Annotated in this window: 24 protein-coding genes; 15 read left to right on the top strand and 9 right to left on the bottom strand. The window is 70.9% G+C overall.

Annotated elements, in window-relative coordinates:
- Positions 1 to 15 precede the first annotated feature (15 nt).
- Complete coding sequence (locus tag E9998_RS07840; protein ID WP_136529141.1) at positions 16 to 1,311, top strand: MFS transporter; 1,296 nt, start codon at positions 16 to 18, stop codon at positions 1,309 to 1,311.
- Positions 1,312 to 1,890: 579 nt separating this feature from the next.
- Here the strand turns inward: E9998_RS07840 and E9998_RS07835 are convergent.
- From E9998_RS07835 to E9998_RS07815, 5 genes are all read right to left on the bottom strand, one after another.
- Positions 1,891 to 3,108, bottom strand: coding sequence for an ABC transporter ATP-binding protein (locus E9998_RS07835; protein ID WP_136529140.1), 1,218 nt, complete (start codon positions 3,106 to 3,108; stop codon positions 1,891 to 1,893).
- Positions 3,090 to 3,893 carry an ABC transporter permease gene (locus E9998_RS07830; protein ID WP_136529139.1) on the bottom strand — a complete coding sequence of 268 codons (804 nt, stop codon included), beginning with the start codon at positions 3,891 to 3,893 and terminating at the stop codon, positions 3,090 to 3,092. Before E9998_RS07830 ends, E9998_RS07835 begins: the two co-directional genes overlap by 19 nt.
- Positions 3,894 to 3,908: 15 nt before the next feature.
- Positions 3,909 to 4,652, bottom strand: coding sequence for a molybdate ABC transporter substrate-binding protein (gene modA, locus E9998_RS07825; protein WP_136529138.1), 744 nt, complete (start codon positions 4,650 to 4,652; stop codon positions 3,909 to 3,911).
- Between the two features lie 15 nt (positions 4,653 to 4,667).
- On the bottom strand, positions 4,668 to 5,063 hold the full coding sequence (locus E9998_RS07820; RefSeq protein WP_136529137.1) for a TOBE domain-containing protein: 396 nt from the start codon (positions 5,061 to 5,063) through the stop codon (positions 4,668 to 4,670).
- A gap of 231 nt (positions 5,064 to 5,294) precedes the next feature.
- Positions 5,295 to 5,636 carry a metallopeptidase family protein gene (locus tag E9998_RS07815; RefSeq protein WP_204745319.1) on the bottom strand — a complete coding sequence of 114 codons (342 nt, stop codon included), beginning with the start codon at positions 5,634 to 5,636 and terminating at the stop codon, positions 5,295 to 5,297.
- Between the two features lie 66 nt (positions 5,637 to 5,702).
- Between E9998_RS07815 and serS the strand changes: the two genes are divergently transcribed.
- Entirely contained in the window at positions 5,703 to 6,959 is a 1,257-nt protein-coding gene (gene serS, locus E9998_RS07810; protein ID WP_136529136.1) for a serine--tRNA ligase, read from the top strand.
- A gap of 142 nt (positions 6,960 to 7,101) precedes the next feature.
- On the opposite strand, the gene E9998_RS07805 is transcribed toward serS, so the two are convergent.
- Positions 7,102 to 7,467 (bottom strand): DUF488 domain-containing protein, encoded by a 366-nt coding sequence (locus tag E9998_RS07805; RefSeq protein WP_136529135.1) that lies wholly within the window; start codon positions 7,465 to 7,467, stop codon positions 7,102 to 7,104.
- 130 nt (positions 7,468 to 7,597) lie between these two features.
- On the opposite strand from E9998_RS07805, the gene E9998_RS07800 reads away from it, so the two are divergent.
- The 4 genes from E9998_RS07800 (at position 7,598) to argG (ending at position 12,406) form a co-directional block, all read left to right on the top strand.
- A complete protein-coding gene (locus tag E9998_RS07800; RefSeq protein WP_136529134.1) occupies positions 7,598 to 8,446 on the top strand; it encodes an HAD family hydrolase in 849 nt (282 codons plus the stop codon).
- Positions 8,447 to 8,526: 80 nt separating this feature from the next.
- Positions 8,527 to 9,354, top strand: coding sequence for an HAD family hydrolase (locus E9998_RS07795; protein ID WP_136529133.1), 828 nt, complete (start codon positions 8,527 to 8,529; stop codon positions 9,352 to 9,354).
- Between the two features lie 191 nt (positions 9,355 to 9,545).
- Positions 9,546 to 10,748, top strand: coding sequence for a cytochrome P450 (locus E9998_RS07790; protein ID WP_136529132.1), 1,203 nt, complete (start codon positions 9,546 to 9,548; stop codon positions 10,746 to 10,748).
- Between the two features lie 209 nt (positions 10,749 to 10,957).
- The gene (gene argG / locus E9998_RS07785) at positions 10,958 to 12,406 is read left to right on the top strand and encodes an argininosuccinate synthase (protein ID WP_136529131.1); all 1,449 of its coding nucleotides are present in this window, start codon (positions 10,958 to 10,960) and stop codon (positions 12,404 to 12,406) included.
- 25 nt (positions 12,407 to 12,431) lie between these two features.
- Here the strand turns inward: argG and E9998_RS07780 are convergent, their stop codons facing one another.
- Positions 12,432 to 14,078 (bottom strand): ABC-F family ATP-binding cassette domain-containing protein, encoded by a 1,647-nt coding sequence (locus E9998_RS07780; RefSeq protein ID WP_136529130.1) that lies wholly within the window; start codon positions 14,076 to 14,078, stop codon positions 12,432 to 12,434.
- A gap of 85 nt (positions 14,079 to 14,163) precedes the next feature.
- Between E9998_RS07780 and E9998_RS25215 the strand changes: the two genes are divergently transcribed.
- Both E9998_RS25215 and E9998_RS07775 read left to right on the top strand, forming a co-directional pair.
- Complete coding sequence (locus E9998_RS25215; protein WP_158299729.1) at positions 14,164 to 14,319, top strand: hypothetical protein; 156 nt, start codon at positions 14,164 to 14,166, stop codon at positions 14,317 to 14,319.
- Positions 14,320 to 14,645: 326 nt separating this feature from the next.
- Entirely contained in the window at positions 14,646 to 16,031 is a 1,386-nt protein-coding gene (locus E9998_RS07775) for a restriction endonuclease (protein ID WP_158299728.1), read from the top strand.
- Positions 16,032 to 16,034: 3 nt separating this feature from the next.
- Here the strand turns inward: E9998_RS07775 and E9998_RS07770 are convergent, their stop codons facing one another.
- Positions 16,035 to 16,685 (bottom strand): NAD(P)H oxidoreductase, encoded by a 651-nt coding sequence (locus E9998_RS07770; protein WP_136529128.1) that lies wholly within the window; start codon positions 16,683 to 16,685, stop codon positions 16,035 to 16,037.
- Between the two features lie 107 nt (positions 16,686 to 16,792).
- Here E9998_RS07770 and E9998_RS07765 point away from each other — a divergent pair, with 107 nt between their 5' ends.
- From E9998_RS07765 to E9998_RS07755, 3 genes are all read left to right on the top strand, one after another.
- A complete protein-coding gene (locus E9998_RS07765) occupies positions 16,793 to 17,725 on the top strand; it encodes an AraC family transcriptional regulator (protein WP_136529127.1) in 933 nt (310 codons plus the stop codon).
- 167 nt (positions 17,726 to 17,892) lie between these two features.
- Positions 17,893 to 19,188, top strand: a complete 1,296-nt coding sequence (locus E9998_RS07760) for a CE1 family esterase (RefSeq protein ID WP_136529126.1) — start codon at positions 17,893 to 17,895, stop codon at positions 19,186 to 19,188.
- Between the two features lie 238 nt (positions 19,189 to 19,426).
- Positions 19,427 to 20,275, top strand: coding sequence for a hypothetical protein (locus tag E9998_RS07755; RefSeq protein WP_136529125.1), 849 nt, complete (start codon positions 19,427 to 19,429; stop codon positions 20,273 to 20,275).
- Here E9998_RS07755 and E9998_RS07750 read toward each other — a convergent pair.
- Positions 20,272 to 21,186: an SAM-dependent methyltransferase gene (locus E9998_RS07750; RefSeq protein ID WP_136529124.1), complete on the bottom strand. Its 915-nt coding sequence runs from the start codon at positions 21,184 to 21,186 to the stop codon at positions 20,272 to 20,274. The two genes, E9998_RS07755 and E9998_RS07750, sit on opposite strands and share 4 nt — an antisense overlap.
- A gap of 172 nt (positions 21,187 to 21,358) precedes the next feature.
- Here E9998_RS07750 and E9998_RS07745 point away from each other — a divergent pair, with 172 nt between their 5' ends.
- Genes E9998_RS07745 through E9998_RS07730 form a run of 4 tightly spaced genes read left to right on the top strand, consistent with a single transcriptional unit; the run spans position 21,359 to position 24,982 of the window.
- Entirely contained in the window at positions 21,359 to 22,261 is a 903-nt protein-coding gene (locus E9998_RS07745; RefSeq protein WP_136529123.1) for a Rossmann-like and DUF2520 domain-containing protein, read from the top strand.
- Positions 22,258 to 23,085, top strand: a complete 828-nt coding sequence (gene panC / locus E9998_RS07740) for a pantoate--beta-alanine ligase (protein ID WP_136529122.1) — start codon at positions 22,258 to 22,260, stop codon at positions 23,083 to 23,085. The genes E9998_RS07745 and panC overlap by 4 nt, the downstream gene beginning before the upstream one ends.
- Positions 23,082 to 23,504 carry an aspartate 1-decarboxylase gene (gene panD / locus E9998_RS07735; RefSeq protein ID WP_136529121.1) on the top strand — a complete coding sequence of 141 codons (423 nt, stop codon included), beginning with the start codon at positions 23,082 to 23,084 and terminating at the stop codon, positions 23,502 to 23,504. Before panC ends, panD begins: the two co-directional genes overlap by 4 nt.
- Before the next feature lie 11 nt (positions 23,505 to 23,515).
- Positions 23,516 to 24,982: a S10 family peptidase gene (locus E9998_RS07730; RefSeq protein ID WP_136529120.1), complete on the top strand. Its 1,467-nt coding sequence runs from the start codon at positions 23,516 to 23,518 to the stop codon at positions 24,980 to 24,982.
- Positions 24,983 to 24,989 lie beyond the last annotated feature (7 nt).

The raw sequence follows: 24,989 nt of genomic DNA, 5'->3' as shown, positions 1-24,989 counted from the left end.
GAGTATCTTCGAAATATGTCTTTCACATTCTTCACCGACGGGACCCGATGGTCCGACGTCTACACCGCCGCGACCTGCGCGTTCCTCGCCGGAACCGCCATGTTCACCGCCGACTTCACCCTCACCCTCCGGCTCCAGAGCGAGGGCTACGGCGGCATGGCGGTCGCCGCCCTCATCATCTTCGCGACCCTGCCGCTCGTCGTCCTGGCGCCGTTCACCGGCCGCATGGCCGACCGCTTCGACAGCCGCGCGCTCATGGCCGGATCGGGCCTGCTCCAGACGGTCGCGATCGCCGCGATGGCCTTCACCGACAACCTGTACGCCCTGTTCGCGCTGGTCGTCCTCAACGCCTGCGGCACGGCCGTGCTCCAGCCGGTCGTCAGCGCGCTCATCCCGAGCATGTCCCGCAGCGAGGACCTGCCGCGCGCGGTCGCGCTCGTCCAGACCGGGACGCTCTCAGGGCTCGCCGCCGGACCGGCCGTCGCCGGGTTCGTCATGGGCGCCCACGGCGCAGGGGCCGCGCTCATGCTCGCCGCCTTCGCCGCGCTCGCCCGCGTCCTGCTGTGCTGCGACATCCGCACCCGACGCGGCGGCGTCCGTCGCGCCGCCGCGACCGGCGGCGCGGTCCCCGGCGCCGGCTGGAAGCTGCGCGGCGACAAGCTCCTGGGCTCCATGGTCCTCGGCCTCAGCGCGGTGATCGCGGCGATGTGCGCGGTCAACGTCCTCCACGTGTTCCTCGTCCGCGAGGTCTACGACGCCAGCGAGGGCCTGTACGGGCTCATCAAGGCCTGCTGGACGATCGGCATGGTCGGCGGCGCCTGGATCGCCGCCGCGGTCATCCGCCGGCTCGGGCGCGACGTGCAGCTCGCTTGGATGCAGATGGCGTGTCTGGCCGGGGTCGGCCTGGTCTGCCTCGGGCAGGGCCTGCCGCTGTTCAGCGTGCTGCTGTTGGTGCCGCTCAACCTCATCGGCGGCCTGTTCAACGCCGGGGAGAACTCGGCGCTGGGCATCGCGCTGGCGCGGCGCGTCCCCGAGGCCTACCGGGGCCGGGCGAACGCGGCGGTGAACGGCCGGGTCAACGCGGCGCAGCTCATCGGCTTCCTGCTCGGCGGGGCCGTCTCGACGGTCATGAGCGTGCAGGCGGCGTTCGTCGCCATCGGCCTGGTCTCGCTGGTGATCGTGGCCTGCTGCATCCCGGTCATCCGCCGAGCCGCCCGCCACGACGGCGACGGCACCCCGCAGGCCGCTCCGGCCCCGGAGCGCGGACTCGTGGCCGTGACGGCTTTAACGCCGGTGGTGGTGTGGCGGTGAACCGTTGTTGCGGTGAGACGGTACCGCGGCGAGGCGGTGCTGCGGCAAGGCTCTGCTGCGGTGAAGCGGTGCGAAGGAACGGCTGAAGGTCACCGGATCGGGGGCGACCGGGCCGATCCGGAAGGCATCGGATCTGGGCTCCGGCCCCGATCCGGCCGGTCGGAGGGCAGCGCGGAGCGGAGGTGATTTGCCTGCTCGCCCGACTTATTCACGGGCCCCCGGTTCAACGACCGTGACACGGGGGTACGACATTCCAGCGAGGGCCGGAGACGCGAAAACGTCTCCGGCCCAAGCGTTTGCGAGCCAAGGTCGCGAATGGCGGGGCCGGGCGGCGGAGAGGGCTGGCGTCAGGCGCGGCAGCGGCGCGAAGCCGCCTCGGGTCCGAGCGTTTGCGAGCCAAGGCCGCGAATGGCCGGGGCGGGCGACGGCCGGTGTCGGGCGGGGTGGCGGCGCGAGGCCGTCTCAGGACCAAGCGTCTGCGGGCGGAGATCCGGTGCGGCGGCTGGGCACGGAGCGGCGGCGTGAGACCGTTTCAGGCTTGAGCGTTTGCCAATGGAGGTTGGGTGGCGGCGACCGGTGTCAGGCCGGGTAGGCGCGGATTTCGGTGGCCTTCACCGCCGCCCAGACGTCCCGCCCAGGGGCGAGGGCGAGGTGGGCGGCGGCTGCGGGGGTCACGTCGGCTGCGGCTCGTAGGGGGCCGTCGAGTTGGACGCGGAGGTGGTCGCCGTGGCGGTGGACGCCCGAGACCGAAGCGCGCCAGGTGTTCCGAGGGCTGCCGTCGGGCTCGTCCCGGAACAGGGCCACCGCGCTGGGGGCGAACGCGGCGAAGGCGGGCCCGTCAAGCGGTTCGGCGGTCGCCAGGACGGTCCCCGACTCCAGTACGACCGTCCGCCCGGACGCCGTGCCGCGGTAGAGGTTCAGGCCCACGAGGCGGGCGATGTAGTCGGTGCGTGGGCGCGCGGTGACCGCCTCGGCGTCGCCCTCCTGGACGGCCCGACCGTCCTCGATCACGATGAGCCGGTCGGCGAGCATGAGCGCGTCGACCGGGTCGTGCGTCACCAGGACCGCCGCGCCCGCATGGCCGGCGAGGTGGCGGTGCAGTTCGACGCGGGTGTCGAGGCGGGTGCGCGCGTCGAGCGCCGCGAGCGGCTCGTCGAGCAGCAGGAGCGCCGGGTCGGTAGCGAGCGCGCGGGCGAGCGCGACCCGCTGCGCCTGGCCGCCCGACAGCTGCGAGGGCCGCCGTTTCGCGAAGTCCGCCAGGCCGACCCGTGCGAGCCGGTCGGCCGCAAGCCCTCTGGCTTCGGCGCGGCCCGTGCCGCGGCGGCGGGGTCCGAATGCGACGTTGTCGAGTGCGTTGAGGTGGGGGAACAGCAGGTAGTCCTGGAAGACGACGCCGATGCGGCGGTGTTCGGGCGGGACCCAGCGGTCTCGGGTGTTCGCTGAGTTGTTGCCGGTGCCGGTGCCGGTGCTGTTCCTGGGCCGGTCGAGGAGTGCGCCGTCGAGGATGATGCCGCCGTCCGAGAGCGGTTCGAGTCCGGCGAGGGCCCGTAGGGCGGTGGTCTTTCCGGCTCCGTTGGGACCGAGGAGTGCGACGGTTTCGCCGGGTTCGACGCGCAGGCGCAGGTCGAGCCGGAAGGTCTGGTCGTCGCGGGAGGCGTTGCGGCGGTGGGTGCTCCGGTCGCTGTCGTCTGTCGCGGATTCGTTCCCGCGCTTGGGGTTCGTGCCGCGTACGACCACGAGGTGCGCGTCGAGGCCCTGCTGCGGGTGCGGTTCGGGGTTCACGGGGTGGCCGTCCATCGGTCGCGGAGGGAGGCCAGGACGATGACGGAGACCGCGAGCAGGAGCAGGCTGAGGACGATCGCGGCCTCCATGTCGGTTTGCAGGGCGAGGTAGACGGCGAGGGGCATGGTCTGGGTGCGGCCGGGGAAGTTGCCGGCGAAGGTGATGGTGGCGCCGAATTCGCCGAGGGCGCGGGCCCAGCAGAGGACGGCGCCGGCGAGGACGCCCGGGGCGATCATGGGGAGGGTGACGTGGGTGAAGGCGGTCCATCGTCCGGCGCCGAGGGTGGCGGCGGCCTCTTCGAAGCGGGTGTCGGCGCCGCGCAGCGCCCCTTCGACGGAGACGATCAGGAACGGCATGGACACGAAGGTCATGGCGAGGACGACGGCGGTGGTGGTGAAGGGGATGGTGAGGTCGAAGCGGTCGTGGAGCCAGGAGCCGACGATGCCGTTGCGGCCGAAGACGAGGAGGAGGGCGACGCCGCCGACGACCGGCGGCAGGACGAGCGGCACGGTGACGAGGGCGCGCAGGAGGCTGCGGCCGGGGAAGTCGCCGCGGGCGAGGAGCCATGCGATGGGGACGCCGAAGAGCAGGGAGAGGGCGGTCGCGGCGGTCGCGGTGACCAGTGAGAGGCGGAGGGCGTCGAGCATGGCCGGTTCGGCGAGGCGGGCGGGCAGTTCGCTCCAGGGGGCGCGGGCGAGGAGGCCGGCGAGGGGGAGGATGAGGAACGCCAGGCCGAGGACGGCGGGGGCCAGCAGGGCGGCCGGGATGCGGCGGCGTCTGCGGGTCCGGGCGGTTGGCATGGTGTTCCTCTTCCGTTAGGGCTGTTGGAATCCGGCGGTTTCGAGGATCGCCTGGGCGTCTTCGCCGAGGACGTACGCGGTGAACTGGTCGGCGAGGTCGGTTTCGGGGGCTTCGTCGAGGGCGGTGATGGGGTAGGTGTTGACGGCCGCGGCGGATTCGGGGAATTCGACGGCGTCGACGGCGTCTGCGGCGGCGATGGCGTCGGTGCGGTAGACGAGGGCGGCGTCGACTTCGCCGAGGAGGAGTTTCTGGAGGGTGGACTTGACGTCGGCCTCGTAGGTGACGGGGGTGAGGTCGGTGCCGGAGGCGTCGGCGGCGGTCTGGGCGGCGGTGCCGCAGGGGACTTCGGGGGCGCAGGCGGCGAAGTCGAGGCCATCGAGGTCGGCGAGGCCTGTGACGTTTTCGGGGTTGCCGGCGGGGACGGCGATGACGAGCTGGTTGAGCGCGAAGGTCTCAGGGGCGTCCGCGGCGCCGGCGTCGACGACCTTGTCCATGTTGGCCTCGTCGGCGGAGGCGAACACGTCGGCGGGGGCGCCTTCGGTGATCTGCGCGGCGAGGTCGGAGGAGGCGGCGAAGTTGAATTCGACGGTGACGCCGTCGTGTTCGGCTTCGAACTGCTCGCCGATCTCGGTGACGGCCTCGGTGAGGGAGGCGGCGGCGAAGACGGTGAGGGTGGCGTCGGCGTCGTCGGTGCCGCCGCAGGCGGTGAGTCCGGTGAGCATGAGGGCGGCGGTGGCGAAGGCGGGTCCGGTGCGCATGGGTTTCTCCGGGGTTCAGCGTTCGGGGCGTTCGACGACGACGTTGGTGGATTTGACGACGGCGGTGGCGAGCGAGCCGACTTCGAGCCCGAGTTCGTCGACGGCTTCGCGGCTCATGAGCGACACCACCCGGAACGGTCCCACCTGGAGGTCGACCTGTGCCATCACCTGGTCCTTGACGATGCCGGTGACGATGCCGCGCAGGCGGTTGCGCGCCGAGGACGATCCGGCGCCCGCGTCGGGTGCGGCGGCGCGTTCGCGGGCGAACGCGGCCAGGTCGGCGCCGGTGATGGCCCGGCGGCCGTGCTCGTCGCGCGCGGCGGCGAGTTTCCCGGCGTCGATCCAGCGTCTGAGGGTGTCCGCGGAGACGCCGAGCAGCTCGGCCGCCTCTCCGATCCGAAACGTCGTCACTCGAGCATCGTATCCTCTCAGATGCGAGGGAACCCAAGGAAGAATGCTTGTATTCGCGCCATCGAGGGGGACTCGTGTTCGCATCTGCGATGTGGGACTGTCGGACCCTCGTGGCACGGTAGTTGAACCGGGGGCCCGCGAATTGGTCGGTTTTCCCGGCAAATCACCCCCGCTTTGCCATGCCCCGCAACCGAAGCCATCGGGCCGCCGCCTGCGGTTCGGGCCGGTCGGTCAGCCCCAGCCGAGCTGGTGGAGGCGGTGCTCCTCGATGCCGAAGTGGTGGGCGATTTCGTGCACCACCGTCACGGCGACCTCGTCGACGACCTCCTGCGGGGTCGAGCACATCCGCAGGGTCGGGCCCCGGTAGATCGTGATCGTGTCGGGCAGGACCCCGCCGTACTCCCAGCCCCGGTCGGTCAGCGCCGTCCCCTGGTAGAGGCCCAGCAGCTCCTTCTCGGGCCCGTCGGGCTCCTCCTCCACGAGGATCACCACGTTGTCGAGCATCGCCATGAGCTCCTGCGGGACCGCGTCGAGCGCGTCGGCGACCGCCGCCTCGAAGTCCGCCCGGTCCATATCCACCGCCACACGCCCACAATATGCGCTCGGTGGCGCGCGGGCCCGGCCGGTAATCTGGTGGGCGTGATTGATCTGCGTGCACTGCGAGACGACCCGGACGCCTACCGCGACAGCCAGCGCAAGCGCGGCGCCTCCGTCGAAGCCGTCGACGCCCTCCTCTCCGCCGACGCCGACCACCGCAGCGCGCTCCAGTCCTTCGAGTCCCTGCGGGCCGAGCAGAAGGGCCTGGGCAAGCGGATCGCCGGTGCCGACGCGGATGAGAAGCGGGTCCTCCTCGACCGCACCAAGGTCCTGTCCGACGAGGTCAAGGCCGCCGAACTCCAGGTCACCGCGAGCGCGGCGGCCTTCGAGGCGGCCGGCCGGGCCATTCCGAACCTGGTCGCCGAGGGGGCCCCGGCCGGCGGGGAGGACGACTACGTCGTCCTGCGCGAGGTCGGGGAGCGGACCGCGATCGAGGACCCGCGCGACCACCTGGAGATCGGCACGGCCCTGGGCCTGCTCGACACCGAGCGCGGCGCGAAGACCTCGGGCGCGCGCTTCTACTACCTGACCGGTGACGGCGCGCTGCTGCAGCTGGCGATGCTCAACCTCGCCATCCAGCAGGCCGTCGAGACCGGGTTCACGCCGGTGATCCCGCCGGTGCTGGTGCGCCCGGAGGCCATGGAGGGCACCGGTTTCCTCGGCGAGCACGCCGACGAGATCTACTACCTCGAACGCGACGAGATGTACCTGGTGGGCACCTCCGAGGTGCCGCTCGCGGCCTACCACGCCGGGGAGAACCTCGGCGAGCTGGAGGCGCCGCGCCGGTACGCGGGCTGGTCCTCGTGCTTCCGCCGCGAGGCGGGCTCGTACGGCAAGGACACCAAGGGCATCATCCGGGTCCACCAGTTCGACAAGGTCGAGATGTTCTCGTTCTGCCGGCCCGAGGACGCGGCGGCCGAGCATGAGAAGCTCTTGTCATATGAGGAGATGATGCTCCAGAAGATGGAGCTGCCGTACCGGGTCATCGACGTGGCGGCGGGCGACCTGGGCACGTCGGCTTCGCGCAAGTTCGACTGCGAGGCGTGGGTGCCGACGCAGGGCCGCTACCGCGAGCTGACCTCGACGTCGAACTGCACGACGTTCCAGGCGCGGCGCCTGAACGTGAAGTACCGCGACGAGCAGGGGAAGAACGCGGTGGCGGCGACGTTGAACGGGACGCTGGCGACGACGCGCTGGCTGGTGGCGATCCTGGAGAACCACCAGCGGCCGGACGGGTCGGTGGCGGTGCCGAAGGCGCTCCAGCCGTTCCTCGGCAAGGACGTCATCGAACCGAAGTAATCGCTGCGAGACGTGAGCGGCCCGCCGATCCGAGGATCGGCGGGCCGTGTGCTTTCGGGCGTTTCCGGTTGATTCGGCGACCCGACGAATCTGCGGGCCCCCGGTGCAACTACCGTGCCACGGGGGTCCGACAGTTCGGGTCCTACTCGGTGTCCTGTTCGTCGAGCCAGGCCTTAAGAACGAGAGCGTGGTTCACTTCGGTGTCCTTGGCGGCGTAGAGGAGGGTCACCGGTCCCGACCGGGCCGCTTCGAGGATCTTCTCGGCCCGCTCGGGGTGGCCGTCGAGTTCGCTGCGGTACCTGGCGGTGAACTCGGCGAAGCGGTCGGCGCGGTGGCCGAACCAGATCCGCAGGTTCGGGGACGGCGCGACCTCCTGCTCCCAGGCGACGCCGTCGAGGTCCTCCTTGCTGACCCCGCGCGGCCACAGCCGGTCGACCAGGAAGACCGCTCCGGCCCGCTGCGGGTCCTCGCGGTAGTCGTAGACGCGTTCGATCGTGATCTCGCCCATAGACGAACCGTATGCCTGAAGGCGACCCGATGGGTGGGTTTGGTGTGATTGCAAATTGTCATGAGGGCCCTCACGTGAGTTCAGCCGCTCGGTCCCCCGCCGTTCATCCGGGCGGGGATACGGTTGGGGCGTGTCAGACTCCGCCCCGCCCGCCCTCCGCCAGACGCCCCCGAAGCTCGTCGCCGTCGACCTCGACGGCACCGTCGTGGACTACCACGACGAGCAGGGCACCAAACCGAGCCGCGCCGTCATCGACGCGATCCGGGCCGTGCGCGACGCGGGCGTGCCCGTCGCCGTGGTCACCGGCCGGGCCCTGTGGAGCACCGTCAGCACGGCCTACGACCTCGGCCTCGAAGACGGCTTCGCCTCCTCCAGCCACGGCTCCGCCGAGTACGACCTCGGTGCCGGGGAGGTGTCGTACGAGTCCGTGGTCGACGCCCGGCCCGCCGTCGAGGCGTTCCTCGCCGCCGACCCGAAGGTCCAGTTCGCCGTCTCCCGCGGGCTCGACGGCTGGTGGCACACCGAGGGCTTCCGGCGCGACTTCCACGCCAAGTGGGGCGGCGTGATCACCCTCGACGACATCCTCTCGCGCCACACCGCGCGCATCGTCGCCCGCATCGACTCCGACAACCGTTACGGCGCGGGCGTGCGCTGCCCGCGCGCGATGCGCCTCGCCGACGCCGCCGGGCTCGACCCGGCCGACTTCCACGTCGAGGTCGGCTTCAACGGCTGGGTCGACATCGGACCGCCCGGCGTCACCAAGGCCACCGGCATCGCCCGCATCGCCGAGCGCTACGGCGTATCATCGGCCGACACCGTCGTCTTCGGCGACGCCCACAACGACCTCAGCATGTTCGCGTGGGCCGGACACGCCGTCGCGATGGGGCAGGCGGAGCCCGAAGTCCGCGCCGCCGCCGACGAAGTGGCGCCCTCGGTGTGGGAGGACGGGGTCGCGAAGGTGCTGGCGCGCTGGTTCTGAGCCCGCCGCGGCGAGCGCCGGCAGTGGCGCGGCGACGGTTCCGCGGTGGCGGAGCGAAGCGAGACAACCATGGAGGACGCATGATCCAACTGGCCAGGGCACCCCGACTCGTCGCCACCGACCTCGACGGCACCATCGTCCGCTCGGACGAGACGGTCTCCCCGCGCACCATGTCCGCGCTCAAGCGTCTGGCCGCCTCCGGGGTGATCCTCGTCGGCGCCAGCGGCCGGGGCCCTCGGCTGCTCGACCTGTGCCGCAACGACATCCCGGCCGCCGACTTCCTCGTCCTCGGCCAGGGCGCGTTCGTGTACGAATGCCGGTACGACGACACGGTCGTGCAGCTCGCCGACCGCTCCGTAGACGGCGCGGTCCTCCACGAGGCGCTTCGCCTGGTGGAGGCCGAGGTCGGCCCCGTGCGGGCGCTCGCCGAACCGGCCGACCCGGACCGGAACATCACCGGCGACCCGATGCCCGACTGGCCCTGGCCCGCCGTCGTCCTCGAAGCGGCGCCCCGCGAGGTCGCCTTCTCCGGTCCGATGGTCAAGGGCTACTTCGTGTCCGACCACCACACCGGGCCGGAGCTGCTCGTGGCCGCGCAGGACGTGCTCGACCCCGACCTGGTCACCGTCACCGAGTCCGGCGTCGGGATGCTCGAAGTGTGCCCGGTCGGCGTCACCAAGGCCGCCGGCATCCAGGTGGTGCTCGACAAGTTCGGCATCGACTGGTCCGACGTGCTCGTCTTCGGCGACGCCACGAACGACCTGAGCATGTTCAACGCGGCCGGCCACGCCGTCGCGATGCCCAACGGCCACCCGTGGGTCCAGGCCGCCGCGAGCGAGATCGCCCCGGCGGGCAACAACGACGACGGCGTCGCCCAGTACCTCGAGGAACTCCTCGAACTCCTGTAGGCGCGCGCCGCATCCGACCCGCACGGAATGTCGGATCTAGGACAAAGCATCCCGGTGACGTTGTGCGACGACGCGAACCCGCATAGTCTCCGAAGTGGTGGAACGAAGCGGTGGGGCCGCATCGGTGGGACCGATGCGGTGACACCATCGGCCGCCCGCGGCGGCCGTCCGCGACGCCTCCAGGAGACCCCATGTCCCACAACGAGACCCTCCCGCACGGCATGCCCTACCGGCGCGAGACCCGCTACGACCCGCCCACCGCCCTCATGGCCCTCCAGGACCGGCCGCTGCGGCGCATGACGTACTACCCCGACGGCGTCGAAGGCTGGCTCGTCACCGGCCACGCCGCGTCCCGCAAGGTCCTCGCCGACCCCCGCTTCGTCACCGGCGAGCGGTTCCTCCGCTCGCCCACCGAGCTGCCCCACGTGTTCGTGGCCATCTCCGAGCAGGTCCCGCCCGGCTTCTTCCTGTTCTTCGACCCGCCCGAGCACACCCGCCTGCGCCGCAAGGTCACCGGCGTGTTCACCGTCAAGCGCATGAAGGACCTGGAGCCGCGCATCGCCGGGATCGTCGACGCCGCGATCGACGCGCTGCGCGCGGCCGGCCCGGGAGCCGACCTGGTGCGCGAGTTCGCGGTCCCGGTGCCCTCGCTCGTCATCTGCGAGATGCTCGGCGTCCCCTACGCCGACCGCGACGTCTTCCAAGGGGACTCGGCGGTCATGGTCGACCAGTCCCTGCCCGTCGAGGAACGCAACGCCGCGATGGCCGCCGTCTTCGGCTACCTCGTCGACCTCGTGCCGCGCAAGCGGACCGAACCGGCCGACGACATGCTCTCGGCGCTCGCCGGCGACGCCGACCTCTCCGACGCCGAAGCCGCCGGGATCGCCCTCATCCTCCTCGTCGCCGGGCACGAGACCACCGCGAACATGCTGGCCCTCGGCACGCTCGCCCTCCTGGAGCACCCCGAGCAGCTCGCCGCGCTGCGCGCCGAACCCGAACGCATGGCGAACGCCGTCGAGGAACTGCTGCGCTACCTCACCGTGGTGCACAACGGCGCGATGCGCATCGCCCGCGAGGACGCCGAGATCGACGGCCACCGCATCCTCGCCGGACAGCACGTCACCATCGCCCTCCAGGCCGCCAACCGCGACCCCGGGAAGTACGAGCGGCCCCACGCCCTCGACCTCGAACGGGACCCCCAGGGCCACATGGCGTTCGGCCACGGACTCCACCAGTGCGTCGGCCAGCAGCTCGCCCGCGTCGAGATGCGCATCGGCTTCGCCCGCCTCCTCGCGGCCTTCCCCGACCTGCACCTGACCGTCGACCCGACCGACATCCCCATGCGCAGCGACATGGTCGTCTACGGCGTCCACACCCTCCCCGTCGCCTGGTAGCGAGCCCGGCGCGCGACGGGCCGGGACCGGAGAGCCCCGGCCCGGTTGCACGCCGCCCGGCCCGCGGGCCGGGACGCCGCGATCCGCGCGTCGCCGCACCCGCCCGCCGCACCCCGACGGCGTCCCGCGCCACCGCGGGCACCGAACCGTGCCAGGATGTAACCGAAGCCACATTGCATGAAAATGCAATATCATGCATACTCATAACCATGTCTAAAGTTCTGTCCTCCCTGCCCGTCGGCGAGCGCGTCGGGATCGCCTTCTCCGGTGGCCTCGACACCTCCGTCGCGGTCGCCTGGATGCGCGAAAAGGGCGCCGTGCCCTGCACGTACACCGCCGACCTCGGGCAGTTCGACGAGCTCGACATCGCCTCCGTGCCCGGCCGCGCCCTCTCCTACGGCGCCGAGGTCGCCCGCCTCGTCGACTGCCGCGCCGCCCTCGTCGAGGAAGGCCTCGCCGCCCTCGCCTGCGGCGCCTTCCACATCCGCTCCGGCGGGCGCACCTACTTCAACACCACGCCCCTGGGCCGCGCCGTCACCGGCACGCTCCTGGTGCGCGCCATGCTCGAAGACGACGTCCAGATCTGGGGCGACGGCTCCACCTTCAAGGGCAACGACATCGAGCGGTTCTACCGCTACGGCCTCCTCGCCAACCCCTCCCTGCGCATCTACAAGCCCTGGCTCGACACCGACTTCGTCGCCGAGCTCGGCGGGCGCACCGAGATGTCCGCCTGGCTCGCCGAACGCGACCTCCCCTACCGCGACAGCACCGAGAAGGCCTACTCCACCGACGCCAACATCTGGGGCGCCACCCACGAGGCCAAGGCCCTCGAACACCTCGACGCCGGCATGGAGCTCGTCGACCCGATCATGGGCGTGCGGCACTGGGACCCGAACGTGGAGATCGGCACCGAAGAGGTCACGATCGCGTTCGAGCAGGGCCGCCCCGTCGCCATTAACGGCAAGGAGTTCGACACCCCCGTCGACCTCGTCATGGAGGCCAACGCCATCGGCGGGCGCCACGGCATGGGCATGTCCGACCAGATCGAGAACCGCATCATCGAGGCCAAGAGCCGCGGCATCTACGAGGCCCCCGGCATGGCGCTCCTCCACGCCGCCTACGAGCGCCTCGTCAACGCCATCCACAACGAGGACACCCTCGCGATTTACCACAGCGAAGGCCGCCGCCTCGGCCGCCTGCTGTACGAGGGCCGCTGGCTCGACCCGCAGGCCCTCATGATCCGCGAGTCCCTCCAGCGCTGGGTCGGCACCGCCGTCACCGGCGAGGTCACGCTGCGCCTGCGGCGCGGCGAGGACTACTCGATCCTCGACACCGCCGGCCCGGCGTTCAGCTACCACCCCGACAAGCTGTCGATGGAGCGCACCGTGGACTCGGCCTTCGGGCCCTTCGACCGCATCGGCCAGCTCACCATGCGCAACCTCGACATCGCAGACTCCCGCGCGAAACTCGAGCAGTACGCGGGCCTGGGCATGGTCGGCGACTCGCACCCGGTGAAGATCGGTGCGGCCCAGGCCGCCTCGACCGGCCTCATCGGCGCGATGCCCCAGGGCGGGGCCGGCGCCATCGCCTCCCGCGGCGAGGCCCCGGCCGAGGAGGAGCTCCTCGACCACGTCGCCATGGAGATCGGCACCGACTAGCGAAGGGGAGCCCCGCGGGGCTCCCCTACCTGACGTCCCAGACCGGCTCGTCGGCCTCGACCACGTCGCCGTCGTTCCGGAAGACCACGAAGCGGTCGAAGCCGCGCGTGAACCAGCGGTCGTGCGTGACCGCGATGACGGTGCCCTCGAAGGACTTCAGGCCCTCTTCGAGGGCCTCGGCGCTGGCGAGGTCGAGGTTGTCGGTCGGCTCGTCCAGCAGCAGGCAGGTCGCGCCGGAGAGTTCGAGCAGCAGCACCATGAACCGCGCCTGCTGCCCGCCCGAGAGCGTCCCGAAGTCCTGTTCGGACTGGGCGGTGAGCTCGTACCGGTTCAACGCGCTCATGGCCTTCGACCGGTCGAGCGAAGGGCGCTCCTCGCTGCCGTCCCAGAGGATCTCGCGGAGCGTGCGCCCGTCGAGCTCGGGATGCTCGTGGGTCTGCGAGAAGTGGCCCGGCAGCACCCTTGCGCCCAGCCGGGCGTGGCCGCCGTGGCGCACCGGGTCGAGGTTCCGGCCCGCCGCGGGCGCGGACTCGGGGTCGGTGCCGCCGCGGGCGAGCAGTCGCAGGAAGTGGCTCTTGCCGGTCCCGTTGGCGCCCAGGACGGCGACGCGGTCGCCGTACCAGACCTCGAGGTCGAACGGGAACGTCAGGTCCTCCAGTTCGAGCTGCTCGCACACCACCGCGCGTTTGCCGGTGCGACCGCCCGCGAGCTTGACGCGCAGGTCCTGCTCGCGTGGCGGGGCCGGCGGGGGCCCGGCCTCCTCGAACTTGCGCAGCCGCGTCTGCGCGGCCCGGTAGCGCGAGGCCATCGAGTCGTTGTACGCGGCCTTGTTCTTGTACATGAGCATGAGTTCGCGCAGCTTGTGGTGCTCCTCGTCCCAGCGGCGGCGCAGCTCCTCGAACCGCTCGTGGCGGGCGGCGCGGGCCGCGTGCCAGGTGCCGAAGCCGCCGCCGTGCGTCCAGGTCGTGCCCGCTTCGAGGGTGACGACCGCGCCGGCCGCGTTCGCGAGGACCTCGCGGTCGTGGGAGACGAACAGGATCGACTTCTCGGACTCGCGGATCGCCTCCTCCAGCTCGCGCTTGGCCGGGACGTCGAGGAAGTTGTCCGGCTCGTCGAGCACCAGCACCTCGTCGCGCCCGCGCAGCAGCAGCTGGAGCGCGAAGCGCTTCTGCTCCCCGCCCGAGAGCGTCCTGAGCGGACGGTCCTTGACCGCCTCCCAAGGCAGGCCGAGGATCGCGACGGCGACCGTGTCGCACAGTACGTCGAACTCGTACCCGCCCGCCTCGCCCCAGTCGGCGAGCGCCTGCGCGTACGCGAGCTGCGCCCGCTCACCGCCTCCCGCGGCCATGCGGGCCTCGGCGTCGGCCAGTCGCGCCGCGACGGCCCGCACCGGCGGCGGCGCGAGGTCCACGGCGAGGCCGCGCAGCGGCGCGAGGCCGTCGCGCATCCCCACGAGCTGGCGCATCACGCCGAGCCCGCCCGCGTGCGCGACCGTCCCGGCCTCCGGCGCCAGAGCGCCGGTCACGATGCGCAGCAGCGTGGTCTTGCCGGTGCCGTTCGCCCCGATGAGCGCGACCTTGGCGCCCTCGCCGACACGGAACGACACGTCGTCGAACAGCGTCCTGCCGTCGCCGAGCACGTACCGCACCCCGGCCAGATCCACGAATCCCATGCCACGATTCTCGGGGCGGGGGCGGGCCGCGTCAAAGTCATTTGGGGCGGTGGTGGCGCTGGGTGGGGCTGCCTACGCTGGAGCCATGAACGACACCCCTGATCCGACCGACCCCGAGCGCCCCGACAAGCGCTTCTGGCGGCGACCGACGCCGCACGAGTGGGTCGAGATCGCCATCTACGTCTTCTTCGGCCTCATCGCGCTCCTCGCCGGCATCGGCTGGGTCCTGGGCCGCGACTGAGTGCGGGGCACCAAGGCTGGCCCGAAAGGGCCACAGGGCTCGCGTCTCAGCGGCATTTGAAGGCGGTGCTGAACGCGAAAGAGTTCCGGCGTCTGGTTGTGGTGCCGCTCATGGCGTGACGCCACAGAGCCTCCTTGACTCACTCTTTTGGGGGATCGTTCCCGCCGCGGCACGGGACTACGATTCTAGGTTCACGCGTAGCCGAATTTGTAGTGCCGCAACACCAACGATAGCGACTATTTAGGACTCGGACCACTCGTGCAACTGGCGTCGCGGGGGAGGCGCCGCGCAAGCGTGCATTGCCCCTGCCGATGAAGGTGTCTTCCATGACGAGTGCCCAACCCGAGGCGGACGCCGCCGAGTACCTTGCCGCCGAGCATATGCAAAAGGTCGGCTTCCGCGGCGCCAAGCGGACGACGACCGGTCCCGACGGCGGTGTCGATGTCGAGGCGCCGACTGCGATCGCGCAGGTGAAACACCTTCGCAGTCCCGTGGGTCGCCCAGCGATACAGCAATTGCTCGGAGCTGGGGGCCGCAGCACATCGAGGCTCTTCTACAGCGCGGGCGGATATTCGCGGCCCGCGCTCGAACTCGCGGACAACGAGGGCATTGCGCTGTTTACCTACGATCTGGCCAGCCGGAAGGTGGTTCCTGTCGGGGAAACTGCCAGTCGGCTGGAGCGGGCCTCGGACTATCCCGGAGCAGAACCCGGTGTGCTCGAACAGCCCAGCGCCCCCGCCCCTCAAGCGATTCCGGCGGACCGGGTCGCGCCGATACAGCGCCCGCCTACAGCGACGACGTATGCGGTCCTCGGGCGTGCCGTGCAGGAGCGACCCGAGCCGAGTAGCCTCCACTGGTACTTCTACGTGGCCTGTTTCAGCGGCGGCGTGCTTGCCTGGATCGGATTCCTGCACGCCTTCCTAGAGACGCGGAATCGATACTGGCTCGGGTGGACGCTCGGTACGGGTGCGTGGGGTTTCGCCATGATCATCACCGCCTCAGCGCTCTCAGGTGCCGTGGACGGTGGAGCCGGGCCGTCATCCGGCCAGCGAGTCCTCGGACTGATCCTGTTGGCGACGCTCGGTGGCATCTGCGTTTGGCTCGCCGCAGCACGTCGGCAGGCGCTCGGCTACGAAACTCCAATTCCGCTGGCAGGGCGGTTCGGTTCACGCATGTCTCAGGCCAGGGCCGCCGACCAACCGGCCTCCCCGATCCCCGCCAGCCCGGCCGCGATGTCGCCCCAGCCGGCCGCGGGCTACTTCGATCCGATCTCTCCGCAACAGCAGCCGTCGCGGCCCGAACTGATCATCGAGGGGAGAACCTGGTGGGAGAAGCCAGGTCTCGGTCGGCACATCGGTTCGTATGTTTGGGCCGCCAGTCCTTTCTTGATGGTCAGTTTCGGCACGCCGATCACATTCCTGGTTTCCGCGATCCTCCGACCGCGGCGGTGGGATTTCTGGTTGTACTTCGTGTACTACCTGGGGTTGTTCGTCTGCTCGCTAATCACCACGACGATGGGACCCGGTTGGCTCTTCGGCCTCATCGTCGCACTTGAGTGGCTGGGTGCCACCGGCCACGCATTCCTGATCAGACGCCAGGTCTGGTACCGGCCCCGGCGAGCTCGCATTGAGGAATCGCGGCCGGTCTTGACCGAGTCGGGACTGCACGCGTGTCGGCTGGCTGGTTACTCCAGCCCGGGTACTCCTGGATAAGGACTACTTGAGGAACGCGGCGACGTGGGCGGCGGCGAGGCGGTCGAGTTCCTCGTAGTGGGCGGTGCGTTGGGCGTCGGTGAGGGCGGGGCCCTTGGTGAGGTTCCCGGCGGCGTCGACGATCTGCGGTTCGCCCTCGGCGTCGTGGAGCACTTCGAGTGCGGCGTCGGTGATGCCGTTGTAGTGGGAGACGCCTTCGAGGAGGACGCGGCCGAGGGTCTCCTTCATCCAGGCGGCGAACTCGTCGCCGGCGGTGGCGCCGGCGAGGCCGAGCCACAGCATCCGCTTCCCGGTGAGCCGGGGCCTGCTGCGGCCGTAGGAGAACCCGTAGTTCCAGACGCGGTCGATCCAGCCTTTGAGGAGGGCCGGGGCGCTGTTCCAGTACACGGGGAAGACCGGGACGACGAGGTCGGCGGCGAGGATGCGGTCCATATGGGACTGCACCTCGGGGGAGTAGACCTTGTCGCGGTCGTCCCAGTCGGGCTGGTCGGCGACGGTCATGCGCGGGTCGAAGCCCTCTTCGTGGAGGTTGAGCAGGTCGACGGCGTACCCGGCCTCCTTCAGCCGCGCGGCCACGACGTCGCCGATGTGGACGGTCAGGGAGTCGGTGCGGTGGTGCGAGACGACGACGAGCGCGGTCGGTTCGGTGGTCATGGTGGCCTCCAGGCGTTTCGGTGTCCGGTGTCCAGTACAGCCGCCAGGGCGTGGACGCGCGATGGTAGGAACGCTTCGATCCATGCGTCTGCGTCTACCATTGCGGCATGGATCCGCTCAGTGAACTCCTCAACGGCATCCGCGCCGAGGGCGCGCTCTTCGACGACGCGGTCCTCAAGGCCCCCTGGGTGGTCAGCTTCGACGACCGCGCGCCGCTGACGATGATCACCGTCGCCCGCGGCGGCGGCGTCCTCCTGCTCGCCGACGGCACCGAGGTCCCGTTGCGGGCCGGGCAGACCGCCGTGGTGCGCGGGGGCGAGCTGTTCCGCATGGCCGACCAGCGCTCCTCTGTGGACCGACCGCACCTCGACTACTGGCTCACCTGCTTCGACCCCGGGTCCTGCGCGATCGAGTCGCCGGGCTCCGTGGGCGGCCAGGGCGAGGCCACGGTGATGTTCGTCGGCGCCTACCGGGCCTCGGGCCGCCGCCACGAGCGCCTGTTGCGCGCGCTGCCGCCGGTGATCGTCGTCGACGACGAGTCCGAGGTCTGCGCGATGCTGGAGGTCTGCGCGAGCGACCTCGCCGACCGCAAGCCCGGCACCCAGGCGTACATCGACCGGCTCTTCGACTGGGGCCTGGTGTGCACCTTGCGAACCTGGTTCGACCGGCGCGGCGGCCGCGCCCCCGCCTGGTACCGCGGCTTCGCCGACCCCGTCGCGGGCCCCGCCCTCGAAGCGATCCACACCCGGCCCGCGAAATCCTGGACCGTCGCCGACCTCGCCGGCGAGGCCGGCGTCTCCCGCGCCCTCCTCGCCAAGCGCTTCAACGAGATCATGGGCGCCCCGCCCCTCGCCTACCTCACCGAGCGCCGCATGGAACTCGCCGAAGAACTCCTCGCCGACCCCGATCGCACTGTCGCCCAAGTCGCCCGCTCCGTCGGCTACGCCGACCAGTTCGGATTCAGCAACGCCTTCAAACGGCGAAAGGGCATGAGCCCCAGCGCCTATCGCGAGGAAGTGCGGGCTCCGATCGGAGTGTGAGCGTTCCGGTCGGCGCAGCGGGCGGGAACCCGTGCTCCTCAGAATATAGACAGTTATCGATAACCAAGGTATCGTAATTTTCGGAGCCTCTCACGAAACTTTCGGTCGCGGTGGCACTGTCTCAAGCAGTCTCACCACCCCATCGTCTACACGAAAGGCGTCTCATCATGAAACCCTTGCGATCGAGTGCGCGCATCGCGCTTGTCGCGGCGGCCCTGGCGGCGGTCTTCGCCGCGGGCACGCTCACCGCCTCCGCCGATCCTCCGACCTCCCCGGTACAGGCTGCGGCGACCGCCGGCTGCGGACAGGCCCCCACCCTGACCAGCGGCACCCACACCATCCAGAGCGGCGGCAAGAGCCGCAGCTTCATCCTCGACGTCCCCTCCGGCTACGACAACGACCGCCCCTACCGCCTCGTCTTCGGCTTCCACTGGTGGGGCGGCACCGCCCAGAACGTCGCGACCGGCGACAGTGTGCAGAGCGGCACCTACGCCTACTACGGGCTCAAGCGCCTCGCGGGAGACTCCACGATCTTCGTCGCCCCGCAGGGCCTGGACAACGCCTGGGCCAACAGCGGCGGCGAGGACGTCGCCTTCGTCGACGACATGATCGCGCTCATCGAAGGCGGTCTGTGCGTCGACACCGACCAGCTGTTCTCCCTGGGGTTCAGCTACGGCGGGGCCATGAGCTACTCGCTCGCTTGCTCCCGCCCGGACGTGTTCCGCGCGATCGCGCCCTACGGTTCGCCCGGGTGGGTCAGCGGATGCGACGGCGGGAACGCGCCCGTCGCGGTCTTCGCGGCGCAGGGCAACACCGACAACTTCAGCGACGGCACGGCCCAGCGCGACCGGTTCGTCGCCAACAACGGCTGCACCCCGCAGACCACGCCGACGGCGTCGCAGGGCAGCTTGACGCACCTCACCACCGAGTTCTCGGGATGCTCGCCCGACCACCCGGTCGTGTGGGCCTCCTTCGACGGCGGACACATGCAGGCGCCGCGGGACGGCGCCTCCGGTGACGGCGCGAACTCGTGGATTCCTGCTGCAACCTGGGAGTTCTTCAACCGGTTCGAATCTGACACGCCCGGCGAGACGACGCCTCCCGAAGAGACGAGCCCTGACGAGACGACGCCCCCCGACGACACCACGACCCCGCCCCCGGCCGGGTCCGGCTGCTCGGCCGAGATCGACGTGGTCAACGACTGGGGTTCGGGCTGGCAGGGCAACGTCCTCGTCACCGCCGGAGACGACGCCGTCAACGGCTGGCGGCTGACCTGGACCTGGCCCGGCGGCCAGCGCATCAGCAGCAGCTGGAACGCCGACGTCACCGCCTCCGGATCCTCCGTCTCCGCCGTCGACGTCGGCTGGAACGGCGCCATCCAGGCCGGGCAGACCGCCACGGCCTGGGGCTTCGTCGCCACCGGTGCGGCCGCCGCACCTGCGGTGACCTGCACCGCCGACTGAGCGACGCGGCCGGGGGCCCCGAGCCCCCGGCCGCGCCGCCGTCGACCTCGATCGCACTGTCTGCCAAGCGCTCCGTCGGTCATGCCGACCAGTTCGGTTTCCCCCAGCGCTTTCAAACGTCGAAAAGGCCTGCGCTTCAAAGACTTTCGAAACGCCGAGTCGCTTCTGTCGCCTAACCGACACTCGACACGCGTTGCGCCTCCCTGGAACCAGAAGTCGCCGCACATAACTTGAGTGCATGGTGAAACTCCCCCATGAAGCACTGCACCACGTGTTTCGCAAGAGCCCTAACCTCATTGCCGAGACCATCCAGCGCGCGTACGAAGTCGATTTCCCCGAAATCGTGGAGTCGGAACTCGTCGACACCGATCTCACCGAGATTGCGCCGATGGTGCGCAGGCCGGACACGGTGATCAAGGCGCTCACCGAAAGAGGCCCCCAACTGCTCGTAGTCGAAGCGCAGACCAGGGAGGCCCCGTCGAAGATCCGAAGCTGGGCGTACTACCTGAGCTACCTTGAGAGCAAGTACGAGATCCCGGCCACACTGCTGGTCGTCACGCCGAGTGCCGCCACAGCTCGCTGGGCACGCGGGCCGCTCCGGCTCGGTCCTCCAGGCCTCCCATCGCTGGAGCTGTCCCCGTTCGTGGTCGGCCCTGACAACCTTCCGGTCATCACCGAGATAGAGCAGGCCGTTGAAGGAGTCGACCTCGCGGTTCTGGCCGCGCTCACCAACCGCTTCGATCCCGACATCGAGAAGGCGCTGGAGCTGTTGGCGCAGGCGATCGACACCATCCCACCCGACCAGCGCGCTGTCTGGGCCGACCTCACCGAGGTCGGGCTCGAAGGTTGCGCTCAGGAATTCTGGAGGCAGATAATGCAGACCATGCAGTACGAATTCGGATCCCGGCTCGCGCTGGAGAGCATCACCAAGGAACGTGCCCGAGCCGTCCTGAAAACCCTCGACATGCGAGCCATTCCAGTGAGTGAAGGTGAGCGGGTCCGCATCGAAGGGTGCACTGACCTCGACATGCTTGAGGGATGGTTCACCAGGGCATTCGAGGTCGAGCGGACCGAAGACCTGTTCTAGCGGTCGGTTCGGAGCCACCAGTGGGCTCCTAGGCCCGTGTTGTCGGTGAGGGTCGCGGCGGCGCTCGCTCTCGCGAGGGCCGCCGCGTATCCGGCCGGGTCCTCGTATGCCTGCGTGAGCGCTGGGCGGGCCGTGGTGAGACCCAGGGCGCGCAGTGCCTCGCTCTGGCGTTCGCGGTGGTCGCATTCGATCGCGTCGACCGCCACGTGCGCGGTCAGGTCCATCGAGCCGTCGGGGACCGGGGCCATCGCCCTGCCGTTCCTGAAACCGGTCATCGTGCCCCCTTCGGGGCGAGCGGACCGCGTGTGGCCGTAGTCGACCGCGAGAGCCGTGCCGCGCACGAGACGGGCGGTGAGGGCGCGCCAGGCGTCGTCGCGGGGGCGGCCGATCTCCGCCCGTTCGCCGTCCTCGCGGATCGGCCACCACCGGTCGAGCCAGGCCTCGTCGGCGGCGTCGAGCCGGGCTCCGGGGCGGGTCGCACCTTCGGGGTTCACCGCTTCGTAGCGGCGTTCGCCGCCCGCGACCACGGCGACGTCGCACGGGACGTTGTCGAGCAGCTCGCAGGCCAGGAGGACGCCCGTGAACCGCTCGGGGGGCTCGGGGCGCCACACGATGCGCTCGGGCAGGCCCTCGGGCCTGGGGCGCAGGTCCACGCCCACGAGCCTCCAGTGCTCCAGGCCCGAGAGGCGCGCGAGGAGGTCGCCGGTGTCCGCGCCGACGTCGACCACCGTGAAGTCCTCGGGGCGGCCGAGGCGGTCGAAGGCGGCGGTGACGAGGCGCGCGAGGGCTTCGGCGAAGGCCGGGTGCCGGGCGCTGGTCGTGAAGTGGTCGCGGGGGCGTTCGCGGCGGTAGAAGCCACCGGGCCCGTAGAGGGCCCGGTTCATCGCGGTGCTCCAGCGCTCGTAGCCCATGCCGCGACCTTATGGGGGCCGGTGCGGCGGGCGCCGGGCGGGATATCGAACCCGGCCTATGCGGAGGTGAGAATTGCCACTCGGGGCCGCCCGGGCTGGCGCCGCCGACACGGCGACGCACAATTGACACGTCAGCAACGACCGGTACCTTCCGAAGGACTGGATCAGCCAGATGGAACAGCACCAGAGCGCGACGCAGCGGCCCGCCTCCCGACTCGCCGTCGGCGTCGTCTCCGCAGGCAGAGTGGGCGCCACCGTAGGAGCCGCGCTCACCCGCGCCGGCCACCGGGTCGTCGCCGCCTCGGCCGTATCCGACGCCTCCCTCGCCCGCGCCGCCCGGCACCTGCCCGGCGCCGAGATCCTGCCGCCGCCCGACGTGGCCGCCGCCGCGGACCTGCTGCTCATCGCCGTCCCCGACGACGCGATCGCCCCGCTCGTCGCCTCCCTGCCCGTGCGGCCCGGCCAGATCTGGGCCCACACCTCCGGCGCCCTCGGCGCCGACGTGCTGCGCCCCGCCCGCGAGGCCGGGGCCCTCACCCTCGCGCTCGCCCCCGCCATGACCTTCACCGGCCGGGATGAGGACCTCGAACGCCTGCAAGGGATCTCGTGGGCCGTCACCGGCGAGGCCGAGGCCCGGTTCGTCGGCGAGGCGCTCGCCCTCGAACTCGGCGGCGAGCCCGAGCACGTCGAGGAGGCCGACCGGGCCCGCTACCACGCCGCGCTCGTCTACGCCGCGAACCACCTGTCGACGCTCGTCAACGACGCCGTCGAGCAGCTGCGCGCCATCGGCGTGGCCGCCCCCGAGCGGCTCCTCACGCCCCTCGTGTCCGCCTCGCTCGACAACGCCCTGCGCCACGGCGACGCCGCCCTCACCGGACCCGTCTCGCGCGGCGACGCGGGCACCGTCGCCCGCCACCTCGCCGCCCTCGAAGGCACCGGCGTCGAGTACGCCTACCGCGCGATGGCCCGCCGCACCGCCGAGCGCGCGCTCGCGTCGGGCCGCCTCAAGAGCGCCGACGCCGAGGGCCTGCTCGACGTCCTCGCCCACCCCGAGAAGGAGGAGACCTCCGAATGACCGTGCTCGTCTACACGAAGGCCGAGCTGGCGAAGGCCCGCGCCGCCCTGCCCGGCCGGGTCGCGGTCGTCCCCACCATGGGCGCCCTCCACGACGGCCACCGAGCGAACTTCAAGCGCGCCAAGGAGATCGCCGATTCGGTGATCGTCACGGTGTTCGTCAACCCGCTCCAGTTCCGCCCGAACGAGGACCTCGACAAGTACCCGCGGACCCTCGACGCCGACATGGCGGTCTGCGAGGCCGAGGGCGTCGACCTCGTGTTCGCCCCCAGCGTGAACGAGATGTACCCCGCCGGGCGCGAGGGCCTCACCACCGTCCACGCCGGCCCCGACGGCGACCTCCTCGAAGGCGCCTCCCGGCCCGGGTTCTTCACCGGCGTGCTCACCGTCGTCGCGAAGCTCCTCCACCTCACCCGGCCCGACGCGGCCTGCTTCGGCGAGAAGGACTTCCAGCAGCTCGCCATGGTCCGCCGCATGGTCGCCGACCTCGACTGGGGCATCGCGATCGAAGCGGTCCCCACCGACCGCGAGGCCGACGGCCTGGCCCGCTCCAGCCGCAACGTGTTCCTCTCCGCGCCCGAGCGCGCCGCCGCCCTCGCCATCCCGGCCGCCATCGCGGCCGCCCAGGCCTCGCCGGACCCGCTCGCCGCCGCCCGCGCCGTCCTCGCCGCCGAACCGGGCCTGGACGTCGACTACGTCGCCGTCCGGGCGAACGACTTCGGCGAGGCCCCCGCCGCCGGCCCCGCGCGGCTGCTCATCGCCGCGAAATCGGGCACCACCCGCCTGATCGACAACGCCCCCGTAGTAATTGGAGACGCCCGATGATCCGGACCATGTTCAAGTCCAAGATCCACCGCGCCACCGTCACCCAGGCCGACCTCCACTACGTCGGCTCCGTGACCGTCGACGCCGACCTGCTCGACGCCGCCGACATCCTCGACGGCGAGATGGTCGCCATCGTCGACATCACCAACGGCGCCCGCCTGGAGACCTACACGATCGCCGGGCAGCGCGGCTCGGGCGTCATCGGCATCAACGGCGCCGCCGCCCGCCTCGTCCAGCCCGGCGACCTGGTGATCCTCATCTCCTACGCGCAGATGGAGGACGCCGAGGCCCGCGCCTACACCCCCACCGTCGTCCATGTCGACGAACGCAACGCGATCATCGAGGTCAACGCCGACAAGGCGCACCCCGCGCCCGGCACCGCGGGCAACCCGGTGGCATCGCCACTAGCCGAGCGGTAAGTTACAGACTCATGAGCGAAGAAGCGAAGAACGAGAGCGCCGAGACGGACAAGAAGGCCGACAAGCCCGAGCCCGCCGACGACCTCAAGACCACCCACCACACGCTCGGCGACCTGGCCTACACGGCCACCACCGGGCGGATCGTCCTCCGTGAAGAGGTCACCGAGGACGACAAGTTCAACGGCCGCAAACCCAAGGCCGAGGTCTCCGTCACCTGGTACACCCTCGACGACGCCGACGTCACCCAGCGGCCCGTCACCTTCGCCTTCAACGGCGGCCCCGGCTCCTCCTCGATCTGGCTGCACGTCGGCCTCCTGGGCCCCCGCCGCGTCGACTCCGGCGACGCCGGGGCGCTCACCCCGCCGCCGTACGGCCTCCTCGACAACGACGAGACCCTCCTGCGCCACACCGACCTCGTCTTCATCGACCCCGTCTCCACCGGCTGGTCCCGCGCCGCCGAAGGCGAGAACGCCCGCGACTTCCACGGCTTCACCAAGGACATCGAGTCCATCGCCGAGATCATCCGGCTGTGGACGACCCGCAACAACCGCTGGCTCTCCCCGAAGTTCCTCATCGGCGAGTCCTACGGCGGCACCCGCGGCGCCGGCATCGCCGAATACCTCCAGACCCGCTTCGGCATGGCGCTCAACGGCCTCATGTTCGTCGCCCCCGCGTTCAACCTCGAGACGCTCTTCCACACCACCCGCTCCGACCTCCCCGCCCCGCTGTTCCTGCCGACCTACGCCGCCACCGCCCACTACCACGGGCTCCACCCCGGGCGCACCCTCGACGAGGTCGTCGCCGAGGCCCGCGCCTACGCCGACGAGTACCGCGGCGTCCTCGCCAAGGGCCAGAACCTCGCCCCCGAGGAGCGCGCCGCCGCCGTCGCCAAGATCGCCGCGCTCTCGGGCGTCAGCGAGGAGTACGTCGACCAGGCCAACCTGCGCCTGGAGCACACCCGCTACTACGCCGAGCTGCTGCGCCACAAGCGCCTCGTGACCGGCCGCCTCGACACCCGCTTCACCGGCCCGGCCGACCGGTACAACCGCGAGCAGATGCCCTACGACCCGTTCCTCACCGGCACCGACGGCCCCTACACCGCCGCCCTCCAGTACTACCTGCGCGCCGAACTCGAATACGAGAACGAGCACGTCTACGAGCGCCTCTCCCGCGCCGTCCACCCCTGGTCGTACAAGGAGTTCGAGGGCGAGGCAGTCGACGTCATCGGCAAGCTCGGCAACGTCATGCGCCTCAACCCGTTCCTGGAGGTCCACATCGCGATGGGCCGCTACGACGGCGGCGTCCCCATCGAGGCCATCGAGTACACGCTCAACCAGTTGGAGATCCCGCTCGACGACCGCTCGCGGATCGAGACGCGAACCTACCCGGCGGGGCACATGATGTACATCCACGAGGAGTCGCGCGTGCGCCAGTCCGCCGACCTCGCCGACTTCGTCCGCCGCGTCTCCAGGCGCTGACCGGACG

This window comes from Glycomyces paridis (assembly GCF_004912155.1).
Taxonomy (GTDB): domain Bacteria; phylum Actinomycetota; class Actinomycetes; order Mycobacteriales; family Micromonosporaceae; genus Glycomyces; species Glycomyces paridis.
The sequence above is the reverse complement of the archived record's forward strand: the minus strand, read 5'-3'. Positions and strand labels throughout refer to the sequence as shown.

Coding starts and splice junctions, on each gene's coding strand:
- E9998_RS07840 (WP_136529141.1), top strand. CDS start 16: ATGTCTTTCACATTCTTCACCGACGGGACCCGATGGTCCGACGTCTAC.
- E9998_RS07835 (WP_136529140.1), bottom strand. CDS start 3,108: ATGGACGGCCACCCCGTGAACCCCGAACCGCACCCGCAGCAGGGCCTC.
- E9998_RS07830 (WP_136529139.1), bottom strand. CDS start 3,893: ATGCCAACCGCCCGGACCCGCAGACGCCGCCGCATCCCGGCCGCCCTG.
- modA (WP_136529138.1), bottom strand. CDS start 4,652: ATGCGCACCGGACCCGCCTTCGCCACCGCCGCCCTCATGCTCACCGGA.
- E9998_RS07815 (WP_204745319.1), bottom strand. CDS start 5,636: ATGGACCGGGCGGACTTCGAGGCGGCGGTCGCCGACGCGCTCGACGCG.
- E9998_RS07805 (WP_136529135.1), bottom strand. CDS start 7,467: ATGGGCGAGATCACGATCGAACGCGTCTACGACTACCGCGAGGACCCG.
- E9998_RS07795 (WP_136529133.1), top strand. CDS start 8,527: ATGATCCAACTGGCCAGGGCACCCCGACTCGTCGCCACCGACCTCGAC.
- E9998_RS07790 (WP_136529132.1), top strand. CDS start 9,546: ATGTCCCACAACGAGACCCTCCCGCACGGCATGCCCTACCGGCGCGAG.
- argG (WP_136529131.1), top strand. CDS start 10,958: ATGTCTAAAGTTCTGTCCTCCCTGCCCGTCGGCGAGCGCGTCGGGATC.
- E9998_RS07780 (WP_136529130.1), bottom strand. CDS start 14,078: ATGGGATTCGTGGATCTGGCCGGGGTGCGGTACGTGCTCGGCGACGGC.
- E9998_RS25215 (WP_158299729.1), top strand. CDS start 14,164: ATGAACGACACCCCTGATCCGACCGACCCCGAGCGCCCCGACAAGCGC.
- E9998_RS07775 (WP_158299728.1), top strand. CDS start 14,646: ATGACGAGTGCCCAACCCGAGGCGGACGCCGCCGAGTACCTTGCCGCC.
- E9998_RS07770 (WP_136529128.1), bottom strand. CDS start 16,685: ATGACCACCGAACCGACCGCGCTCGTCGTCGTCTCGCACCACCGCACC.
- E9998_RS07765 (WP_136529127.1), top strand. CDS start 16,793: ATGGATCCGCTCAGTGAACTCCTCAACGGCATCCGCGCCGAGGGCGCG.
- E9998_RS07760 (WP_136529126.1), top strand. CDS start 17,893: ATGAAACCCTTGCGATCGAGTGCGCGCATCGCGCTTGTCGCGGCGGCC.
- E9998_RS07755 (WP_136529125.1), top strand. CDS start 19,427: ATGGTGAAACTCCCCCATGAAGCACTGCACCACGTGTTTCGCAAGAGC.
- E9998_RS07750 (WP_136529124.1), bottom strand. CDS start 21,186: ATGGGCTACGAGCGCTGGAGCACCGCGATGAACCGGGCCCTCTACGGG.
- E9998_RS07745 (WP_136529123.1), top strand. CDS start 21,359: ATGGAACAGCACCAGAGCGCGACGCAGCGGCCCGCCTCCCGACTCGCC.
- panC (WP_136529122.1), top strand. CDS start 22,258: ATGACCGTGCTCGTCTACACGAAGGCCGAGCTGGCGAAGGCCCGCGCC.
- panD (WP_136529121.1), top strand. CDS start 23,082: ATGATCCGGACCATGTTCAAGTCCAAGATCCACCGCGCCACCGTCACC.
- E9998_RS07730 (WP_136529120.1), top strand. CDS start 23,516: ATGAGCGAAGAAGCGAAGAACGAGAGCGCCGAGACGGACAAGAAGGCC.